At 66.1% G+C, this 9,183-nt stretch carries 8 protein-coding genes; 6 read left to right on the forward strand and 2 right to left on the reverse strand.

The genetic code is table 11. The features are described from left to right. Window positions 1-127 precede the first annotated feature (127 nt). Together EN780_RS20235 and EN780_RS20240 are read left to right on the forward strand one after the other, a co-directional pair. Window positions 128-559, forward strand: coding sequence for a metallopeptidase family protein (locus tag EN780_RS20235; RefSeq protein ID WP_127286465.1), 432 nt, complete (start codon window positions 128-130; stop codon window positions 557-559). Between the two features lie 329 nt (window positions 560-888). Further along, complete coding sequence (locus tag EN780_RS20240) at window positions 889-2,079, forward strand: integrase core domain-containing protein (RefSeq protein WP_128275111.1); 1,191 nt, start codon at window positions 889-891, stop codon at window positions 2,077-2,079. Window positions 2,080-2,157: 78 nt separating this feature from the next. On the opposite strand, the gene EN780_RS20245 is transcribed toward EN780_RS20240, so the two are convergent. Continuing rightward, window positions 2,158-2,364, reverse strand: a complete 207-nt coding sequence (locus tag EN780_RS20245) for a DUF1737 domain-containing protein (protein ID WP_127286464.1) — start codon at window positions 2,362-2,364, stop codon at window positions 2,158-2,160. A gap of 37 nt (window positions 2,365-2,401) precedes the next feature. After that, window positions 2,402-3,277, reverse strand: a complete 876-nt coding sequence (locus EN780_RS20250) for a CoA ester lyase (protein WP_127394169.1) — start codon at window positions 3,275-3,277, stop codon at window positions 2,402-2,404. A gap of 529 nt (window positions 3,278-3,806) precedes the next feature. Between EN780_RS20250 and EN780_RS20260 the strand changes: the two genes are divergently transcribed. From EN780_RS20260 to EN780_RS20275, 4 genes are read left to right on the forward strand one after another with little or no spacing between them, the layout of a single operon-like run. Next, the gene (locus EN780_RS20260; protein WP_128275112.1) at window positions 3,807-5,360 is read left to right on the forward strand and encodes a DUF4173 domain-containing protein; all 1,554 of its coding nucleotides are present in this window, start codon (window positions 3,807-3,809) and stop codon (window positions 5,358-5,360) included. A gap of 3 nt (window positions 5,361-5,363) precedes the next feature. Then, on the forward strand, window positions 5,364-6,056 hold the full coding sequence (locus EN780_RS20265) for a response regulator transcription factor (RefSeq protein WP_127394300.1): 693 nt from the start codon (window positions 5,364-5,366) through the stop codon (window positions 6,054-6,056). Then, window positions 6,044-7,636 (forward strand): ATP-binding protein, encoded by a 1,593-nt coding sequence (locus tag EN780_RS20270; protein ID WP_128275113.1) that lies wholly within the window; start codon window positions 6,044-6,046, stop codon window positions 7,634-7,636. Before EN780_RS20265 ends, EN780_RS20270 begins: the two co-directional genes overlap by 13 nt. A 30-nt stretch (window positions 7,637-7,666) precedes the next feature. Further along, complete coding sequence (locus EN780_RS20275) at window positions 7,667-8,833, forward strand: FAD-binding oxidoreductase (protein ID WP_127394143.1); 1,167 nt, start codon at window positions 7,667-7,669, stop codon at window positions 8,831-8,833. Window positions 8,834-9,183 lie beyond the last annotated feature (350 nt).

A 9,183-nucleotide genomic window follows, 5' to 3' on the forward strand; every position in this document is an offset into this window, starting at 1 on the left:
CCTGATACATGGCCGGAACCGACGGATAGCCGATTCCCCGGCAGCGGCAAAGGATATGCAACGGAATTGCCGCATCATTTGCCTCGACCGGCGCGAAAGCCTATATGCCGGGATCAAAGGACAAAGAATGGCCCGCATCTACAAGACCCGCACCTGGCACGACCAGCTTTCGCCGTCGATGGAGGAAATGGAGTTCCTGGCGCTGGAGACTTACGCTCATTTGCCGGAGGATTTCCGCAAGCTGACCGGCGAGATCGTCATCCAGATCGCCGACTTCCCGACCGACGAGATCATGGACGATCTGTCGCTGGAAACGCCGTTCGACCTGCTCGGCCTGTTCGAGGGGCGCGGCATCGCCGAGCGCTGGAACCCGCAGACCGGCGAGGGCCCGAACCGCATCACGCTCTACCGCCGCGCCATCCTCGACTACTGGGCCGAGAACGAGGAGACGCTGGGCGACATCGTCACCCATGTGCTGATCCACGAGATCGGCCACCATTTCGGCCTGTCGGACGACGACATGGAGCGGATCGAGGAAGCGGCGGAGCAGACGGCCTAGAGCCTTTTCGCGAAATCGCATCGCGCCGTTCCTCCCCCCCGTCGATCGGGGGAGAGGTGTCGAGCGAAGCTCGACGGAGTGGGGGTCGACATGGCTGGGGCGTTGTTATTCAGCCAGGGCGATGTCTCGCCTCGACTGAGGTCCTGCGCTGAATTATCAGCGCCGCCGCATTTTGAGGACCGGCTTCCACCACTCCGTCGCTGCTTCGCAGCGCCACCTCTCCCCCCTCCGCAGGGAGAGGAACGGTGCCTGTCCGAACCGGATAGATAGGTAACAGAATGGACCGATTGCATAGGTGACAGTTTTCTCCCTCGCCGGAGGACCCGGCGATGGTTTGGCGAGAGACTGGCATCATGGACGAGCGGCTTCGTTTTGTAGTGGATTGCCTTTCTGGCGAAGAGACGATGAGCGAGCTTTGTGCGGCCTACGGCATTTCGCGCAAGATCGGCTATAAATGGCTGGGTCGCTACCGGGAGTTTGGCCCGGAGGGTTTGCACGATCGGCCGCGAGCGCCGCTCAATCATGGCCGTGCGACAGCCCTTGATCTTGTCGAGCGGATCGTGGCGGCGAAGGAGACGTATCCGCTGTGGGGGCCCAAGAAGATCGTGGCGCGGCTCAAGCGCGCGGCTCCCGAACTGATCTGGCCGTCGGCCTCGACGGCAGGCGCTATCCTTGCGCGGCATGGGCTTGTCGGCGCCCGCAAGCGGACCCGGCTGCGGGCCTGCGGCAATGGACCTTGGCCGGAGCCGCAAGGGCCGAACGCGGTGTGGACTGGCGATCGCAAGGGCTGGTTCCGGACCCGTGACGGGTGGCGTTGCGAACCGTTGACGGTGATGGATGCGTCGAGCCGCTACTTGCTGGCGCTCGAAGCGACCGGCTCGACGGCGGATGCCGAGGCCTGGCCGATATTCGAGCGGCTGTTTGAGGAGCATGGCCTGCCGGACCGGTTCCGAAGCGACAATGGCCCGCCCTTCGCGTCGGCCGGTGTCACCGGGCTGACACCGCTTGCGGTGCGCTTCATCAAACTCGGCATCGCCCTGGAGCGGATCGCGCCCGGCAAACCCCAGCAGAACGGGCGCCACGAGCGCTTTCATCTGACCCTGTTGCCGCTGGCCGAGGCACCGGAGGCCGACAGAACGGCCCAGGGCCAGGCCTTCGAGGCCTTCCGGCACAGCTACAATGAAGAACGTCCCCATGAGGCGCTCGGCATGGACACTCCAGCCCAGCATTACAGATCCTCCCGGCGCGCCATGCCGACGATGCTGCCCGAGCCTGATTATCCAGCCGAGGCCGCGGTCCGTCATGTACGCCACAATGGCGAGATCAGGTGGAACGGCGGCTTCGTCTATGTCTCGCAGGCATTGGCTGGTGAAGCTGTCGCGGCCGCCCAGACCGAGGATGGTCAATGGGCTCTTTCGTTCCATGCCCACCAGCTCGGCATCATCGACACAAGGCGTATGACGCTTGTCCGCTGCAGCGCCGCGCCAACCAATCCGCTTGGCGCTGCAGCGGACTCATAGGGGGAGAACTGTTACCTATGTATCCGGTCCATTCTGTTACCCATCTATCGGCTGGACATGCCAGCTGAAATTCCGCGTCTACCAATCGCTCAGCTTGGTGTCGGGCGTGTAGTCGTGGCCCTCGACATCCTTCACCACGGCCTGACCGCAGCGCATCGACTTGGTCTTCTTGTCATAGGCGTAGGTCGGCGAGCCGAACAGGTGCCAGCCCTTGTTCAGCGCCGCCGTCACCTTGTGGCAGAAGCTGGAATCGTCGGGAGCGGACAGGAAGCGGTAGAGTTTCATGGTTCGTCTCTGTGGTGGGTGATTTCGTTTAGGACCATCATGCGCCGATGGCGGCGGCCTTCGCCAGCAGTTTCTCGGCCTGGGCGAGATGCAGCCGCTCGACCATCTTGCCATCGAGCGCGATGACGCCCTTGCCGGCATTTTCGGGAAGCCCGAAGGCCGCCTTCACCGCGCGCGCCTGCGCAAGAGCCTCGGGCGCCGGCGCGAAGGCGCGGTTCGCCGCCTCGATCTGCGCCGGATGGATCAGCGACTTGCCGTCGAAGCCCATGGCGGCTGCTTCCACGCATTCACGGGCAAAGCCATCGGCATCGCGAAAATCATTGAAGACGCCGTCGAGCACATCGAGACCGCCGGCACGCGCGGCCAGCACCAGCTGCATCAGCCAGGGCATGAGATAGCGCCGGTCCGGCGTTGCCAGGACGCCGGTCTCCTTGACCAGATCGTTCGTTCCGGCAACGAAACAAGTAAACCGCGAGGCCGGGTCGCGGCCGAGTTCGGCAAGCGCGCCGATGTTGAGCAGGGCCTTCGGCGTCTCCACCATCGCCCATAGTTTCACCGTGTCCGGCGCGAAATTATCGTCGAGCAGGTCGCCGGCCTCCAGCACCTCGCGCGGCGTGACGACCTTGGACAAAAGGATGCCGTCGGCCTCGCCTTTCGCCGCCGCCAGCACGTCGTCGATGCCCCATTCGGTTCCCAGCGCGTTGACGCGCACGATCATCTCGCAGCGCCGGTTTGGACGTTCGGTCAGGATGCCCGCCAGTTTTTCGCGGACCGCGACCTTATCGGCGGGCGGCACGGCGTCTTCCAGGTCGATGATCACGGCATCGCAGGCAAGCGTCGCGAGCTTGGCCAGCGCCCTGTCATTGGAGGCCGGGATGTAGAGCACCGAACGGCGCGGGCGGTAGGTTTGCATCCGGGATCTATGCCGCCTGTGGACAATGGAGGCAAGCCGTGCAGCGCAGCCAATCGTCGGAAGTCGGCGCCGCCCCTCATCGCCCTGCCGGGCACTTCTCCCCGTATAGTGACGGGGAGAAGGGGCTGGCCGCGGCCCCAGCACGCTTCCTGCGACGCGGGTGATTGGCGAAGATCCGCGTGACGACGTCCTTCTCCCCGTGAACGGGGAGAAGATGGCGGCAGGCAGGTGAGGGGCGGCGCCAACGTTCTGAAAGGGCGCGGGGCCAGCGCAATTTGAAGTGATTGGCCTGCACGAAACCTGCACGCAATTGCGGAAAACCTCCTCCAATCCGCCCCGCTCTCTCCTCGCCTGCTTGCGAGACAGGCCGCATGCAGACACGCGAAAATCCCCGTTGGTCCCTGCCTTACCGGCTGCGCAGCGATGGCTGGTGGCTCGCCCCGAAGTCGCGGCCGACCGCGACGCTGTTGCCATTCGTCCCTAGATCGCCGCCGCGCCACGCCCCGGCCAAAGCGAGGAAAACCCGCTCATGACACATCTCCTCGCGCCGGCGCCGAGCTACTGCCGGCGCTTCGGCGTCGCCGTCCTGCTGGTCGCGCTGGCGGACTTTTTCTTCTATGGCCAGCCGGCCGGCATCACGTGGTTCCTGTTCGGCATCGCGCTCGCCGCCGCGGTTGCGGCCCTCAATCCCCTGTCCCTCGCCTCCAACGACCGCTGGCTCTGGATCAGGCCGGCCGCCCTGCTCTGCGCGCTGCTGCCGCTGGTCGAGAATGTCAGTCCGCTCTCGGTCTCGGTCGCGCTGGCGGCAATGGCGGTGTTCGCGCTTTCGCTCGCCGGGCGGCTGCGCTCCAGCGTTGCCCGCATCGCCAGGCAGCTCTTGGCCTTCGTCATCGCCGCGCCGTTCCGCTTCGTGGGCGACTTCCTGCGCTGGCGCAAGGCGGCGCGGCGCCATGGCCGGCGGCGCATCCGGCTGGCGGCGATCGCCGTATGGGCGATGCCGCTCGGCCTCGGCCTCGTCTTCCTCGCCTTGTTCGGCGCCGCCAATCCGGTCATCGAATACTGGTTCTCGCTGATCGACCTTTTTGCACTCCTCAACCTGATCCAGCTGCCGCGGCTGATCTTCTGGCTCGCCGTGCTCGCCGGCGTCTGGGCCTTCCTGCGCCCGCGCCTGCCGCGCTTCCTCCGCCGTCTGCCTCGGCCGGCGCGGCCTGTTCGCGTCGAACCGGCGGCGCCGGCAAGGACGGCAATCGAGGACGTTCTCTTCGGCAAGGCGGCGATCCTGCGCGCGCTGGTCGTGTTCAACCTCCTGTTCGCGATGCAGACCGGGCTCGACGCCACCTATCTGTGGGGCGGAGTGGCGCTGCCGGACGGGCTGACCTACGCGGCTTACGCGCATCGCGGCGCCTATCCGCTGATCGTCACCGCGCTGCTTGCCGCCGGCTTCGTGCTGGCGGCGCTGAGGCCGGGCAGCGAAACCTCCGGGGATCCGCTGATCCGCCGGCTGGTCTACGCCTGGGTGGCGCAGAACATCATGCTGGTCATCTCCTCGATGCTGAGGCTCGACCTCTATATCGGCATCTATGCGCTGACCTATCTGCGCATTGCCGCCTTCGTCTGGATGGGGCTGGTGGCGGCGGGGCTGGCGCTGATCATCGCCCGCATCGCGCTCGGAAAATCCAGCGAATGGCTGCTCTCCGCCAATCTTCTGACGTTATCGGCGACGCTTTATGCGTGCTGCTACGTCAACTTCGCAGCAACGATCGCCAACTACAATGTCGACCATTCCTACGAGATGACCGGGCAAGGCGTTCCGCTGGACACGCAGTATCTGCGCTCGCTCGGCCCGGGCGCGTTGCCAGCGCTCGACCGGTTCCTCGCGCACCAGGCGAACGGGCCCGCTACCGATGAGCCCTGCCGGCGCGACCTCGCCATCGCGCACGCCGGGGACGAGGCCGCTTACCGCGCCGAACAGAAAAACTGGCGCGCCTGGAGCTTTCGCGACTGGCGGCTCATCCGCACTCTCGACAAAAGAGGCCCGCTCGTGGTTCCTCAGCCTTCGCAACCTTCCGTGCCGGGCCGCTGATCGATGCCGCATCAAATCCTCGTCGCCGATGACGATCCGCATATCCGCGAGATCATCTGCTTCGCGCTGGAAAAGGCCGGCATGAAGACGCAAGGCGTCGCCGACGGCGCGGCCGCCCTGCAGGCGGTCGAGCGCCGCGCGCCCGACCTCGTCGTGCTCGACATCGGCATGCCGGAGATGGACGGGCTGGAAGTGTGCCGGCGGCTGAGGCAGACATCCGATGTGCCGGTGCTGTTCCTGTCGGCGCGGGATGAAGAGATCGACCGCATCCTCGGGCTGGAAATGGGCGGCGACGACTATGTGACAAAGCCGTTCAGCCCGCGCGAACTGGTCGCCCGCGTCAACGTCATCCTGCGCCGCGCCCGCCCGGTTGCGGCCGAGACCGACGAGCGGCAGTTCGCGCATGGTCGGCTGGTGCTGACGCCGTCCAGCCACGGCGCCAGCTTCGACGGCCAGCCGCTGGCGCTGACCTCGATCGAATTCTCGATCCTGAAAGGATTCCTCGCGCGCCCCGCGCATGTGCTTGCCCGCGAGGCGGTGATGGCCAATGCCTATGCCGCCAACATCCATGTCTCGGAGCGCACCGTCGACAGCCATATCCGCAACATCCGCGCCAAGCTGGCGGCGGCCGGCTGCACGGACGCGATCGAGACGGTACACGGCGTCGGCTTCCGGCTCGGCCGATGCGGCGGCTGAATTCCCAGGACTGGACAGGCAAGAAATGGCGGCCGCGCCTGGCCACGGTGGTGGTCGCCATCCTGATCGTGGTGATGGCGCTGCCGCTGGTCGGCCTGTTCTTCTTCCGCCTCTATGAGAACCAGCTGATCCGCCAGACCGAGGCGGAACTGATCGCGCAAGGCGCGGTGCTGGCCGCCATCTATGCCGAGGATGTGCGCGCGGCGGGGATCGCGCCGGACAAGCTTGGCGCGCCGGTGGCAATCGACGCCCAGCGGAGCGCCAGCACGAACGAGCCGTACCAGCCGCTCGAGCCGCGCCTCGACCTTGCCTCCGACACTGTGCTGCCGACGCGGCCCGCCTTGGTCGCGGCAATCGCCGATCCGGCCTTCGCGGCAATCGGCGCGGGGCTTTCCGGCATCCTCGCGGAAACGCAGAAGACGACGCTGGCCGGCTTCCGGCTGCTCGATCCAAGAGGCGTGGTCATCGCCGGGCGCGAGGAGATCGGGCAGTCGCTGGCCGATGTCGCGGAGGTGCGCGCAGCACTTGCCGGCCGCTATGCCAGCGCGCTCCGGCTGAGGATCCCCAACCAGCCGGCGCCGCCGCTCTATTCGGTCAGCCGCGGCACCAGGGTGCGGGTCTTCGTCGCCATGCCGGTCGCGGTCGAAGGCCGGATCGCCGGCGTGGTCTACCTGTCGCGGACGCCGAACAACATCGTCAAGCATCTCTATGGCGAGCGCGGCAAGGTGACGCTCGCGGCGATCGCGATTGTCGGCGGCACGCTGCTGATCGGGCTGGTCTTCCTGCGCACGGTCAGCCGGCCGATCTACGGGCTGATCGAGCGCACCCAGCGCATCGCCGCCGGCGACCGCGAAGCGATGAAACCGCTCGACCATCACGGCACGCGCGAGATGGCCGAGCTGTCCGCCGCCTTCCTCGACATGGCGCAAAAACTGCAGGCGCGGTCCGACAGCATCCAGACTTTCGCCACCCATGTCTCGCACGAGCTCAAATCGCCGCTGACGGCGATCCAGGGCGCGGCGGAACTGCTGCGCGATTCCGGCGAGGCGATGGACGAGGCCGAGCGGAAGCGGTTTTCCAACAATATCGTCACCGACGCCGGGCGGCTCAATCTGCTGGTGCGCCGCGTGCTCGAGCTGGCGCGCGTCGAAAACCTCGCGCCCAGCGGCGAAAGCACGTCGCTCGATGCGGCGCTGGCGCTGCTGCCCGCGGACATCCGGCTGACGGTCCGCGTCGAGGCCGGCGGCGGGACCGGCCTGCGCATCTCGGCCGAGAACGCGGCGATCGTGCTGGCCAATCTGATCGACAATTCGGCGCGGCATGGCGCCAGCCTGGTCTCGATCTCCGCCACGAGCGCGGCGGAACGGGCGACCATCCTGGTCAGCGATGACGGCGCCGGCATTTCGCCGAGCAACCGCGGCAAGGTGTTCGAGCCGTTCTTCACCACGCGGCGTGAGACCGGCGGCACCGGCATGGGCCTGGGCATCGTGCTGGCCCTCCTGAAAGCGCATGATGGCACGATCAGGCTGGTTGACAGCGAGCGCGGCACGCGCTTCGAGATCAGCCTGCCGGTGGCGTGAAGGATGCCACTGGGCGGATCGGAGAAGAAAGTGCGCTACGACATCGTCATCATCGGCGGGGCCATCGTCGGGTCCTCGGTCGCTTACTATCTGCGCGAGGAAGGGTTTTCCGGCTCGATCGCGCTGGTCGAGCGCGACCCGCAATTTTCCCATGCGGCGACGACGCTTTCCATGGCCTCGATCCGCCAGCAGTTCTCCATTCCCGAAAACATCCGCCTGTCGCAATTCACGCTGAAACTGTTCCGGCGGCTGAAGGAGACTTTTGGCGCCGATGCCGATATCGGTTTCCGCGAGGGCGGCTATCTCATCCTGGCCGGCGAGGCCGGGCTGCCGATCCTGAAGGCCAATCATGCGGCGCAGATCGCCGAGGGCGCCGACATTCTGCTGGAGGACGCCGAGCAGCTGACGCGCCGCTTCCCCTGGATGTCGGCCGAAGGCATTTCCGCCGGCGCCTATGGCCGCAGCGGCGAGGGCTGGTTCGACGCGCATGCGATGCTGATGCTGTTCCGCAAGGCGCTGCGCGACAAGAAGATCGACTTCATCACCGCCGATGTCACCGGCATCGCGCGGCAGGGCGACCGCGTCACCGGCGTGAGCTTCGACAATGGCGAGACGCTGGAAGCGGGCATCGTCGTCAACGCTGCCGGCCCGAATGCCGGAAAGGTCGCGGCTTTTGCCGGGCTCGTGCTGCCGGTCGAGCCGCGCAAGCGCAACGTCTTCGTCTTCGAGGCGCGCGAGAAATATGCCGACATGCCGCTGCTGGTCGATCCCAGCGGCATCTATGTGCGGCCCGAAGGCTCGGTCTACCTCACCGGCGGCGCCGAACCGGAGGAAGGCGATCATGCTCCCGATCCTGCGGATTTCGACGTCAACTGGCCGCTGTTCGAGGAGGTGATCTGGCCGACGCTGGCGACCCGCATCCCCGCCTTCGAGGCGATCAAGCCGACGCGCGCCTGGGTCGGTCATTACGACTACAACACGCTCGACCAGAACGCGGTGATCGGGCCGCATCCGGAGGTCGAGAACTTCCTCTTCGCCAACGGTTTTTCCGGCCACGGCTTGCAGCAGGCGCCGGCCGTCGGCAAGGCGCTCTCCGAGCTGATCGTGCATGGCGGCTACCGAACGGTGGATTGCTCTGCGTTCGGGTACAGCCGGGTGGCCGAAGGGCGGGCGTTCCGGGAGTTGAATGTGATTTAGTGTTGAAGTTTCTCTTCGACGCTGGCGGGACAGCGCCCCCCTCTGTCCTGCCGGACATCTCCCCCACATGGGGGGAGATTAGATGTCATGCCGCCTTTCGCTAGTTTCCAACGTTGCACGATGAGCGAGGCGCTGGAGCTGCCAATCTCCCCCCCTCGTGGGCAGGGGAATCGCATATGGCTTTTTGGGACTTGAAGTTGGGCTGAGAAGGGATTCTGTGAGCAGGCAGTCTTAACGAGGGAGAGACTGCCATTTCGAGCCTTGAAAGCTATTTCGGCGCCGTGCCTGACCCCCGCGCTGGTAACGCCACGCATCGGCTTGGCGATCTGATCGTGATGATGATCGCGGCA

The organism is Mesorhizobium sp. M4B.F.Ca.ET.089.01.1.1, from assembly GCF_004022605.1.
Classification (GTDB): Bacteria; Pseudomonadota; Alphaproteobacteria; order Rhizobiales; family Rhizobiaceae; genus Mesorhizobium; species Mesorhizobium abyssinicae.

Excerpts from the sequence above, each read along its gene's own strand:
- EN780_RS20235 (WP_127286465.1), top strand. The coding sequence starts at position 128 with ATGGCCCGCATCTACAAGACCCGCACCTGGCACGACCAGCTTTCGCCG.
- EN780_RS20240 (WP_128275111.1), top strand. The coding sequence starts at position 889 with ATGGTTTGGCGAGAGACTGGCATCATGGACGAGCGGCTTCGTTTTGTA.
- EN780_RS20245 (WP_127286464.1), bottom strand. The coding sequence starts at position 2,364 with ATGAAACTCTACCGCTTCCTGTCCGCTCCCGACGATTCCAGCTTCTGC.
- EN780_RS20250 (WP_127394169.1), bottom strand. The coding sequence starts at position 3,277 with ATGCAAACCTACCGCCCGCGCCGTTCGGTGCTCTACATCCCGGCCTCC.
- EN780_RS20260 (WP_128275112.1), top strand. The coding sequence starts at position 3,807 with ATGACACATCTCCTCGCGCCGGCGCCGAGCTACTGCCGGCGCTTCGGC.
- EN780_RS20265 (WP_127394300.1), top strand. The coding sequence starts at position 5,364 with ATGCCGCATCAAATCCTCGTCGCCGATGACGATCCGCATATCCGCGAG.
- EN780_RS20270 (WP_128275113.1), top strand. The coding sequence starts at position 6,044 with ATGCGGCGGCTGAATTCCCAGGACTGGACAGGCAAGAAATGGCGGCCG.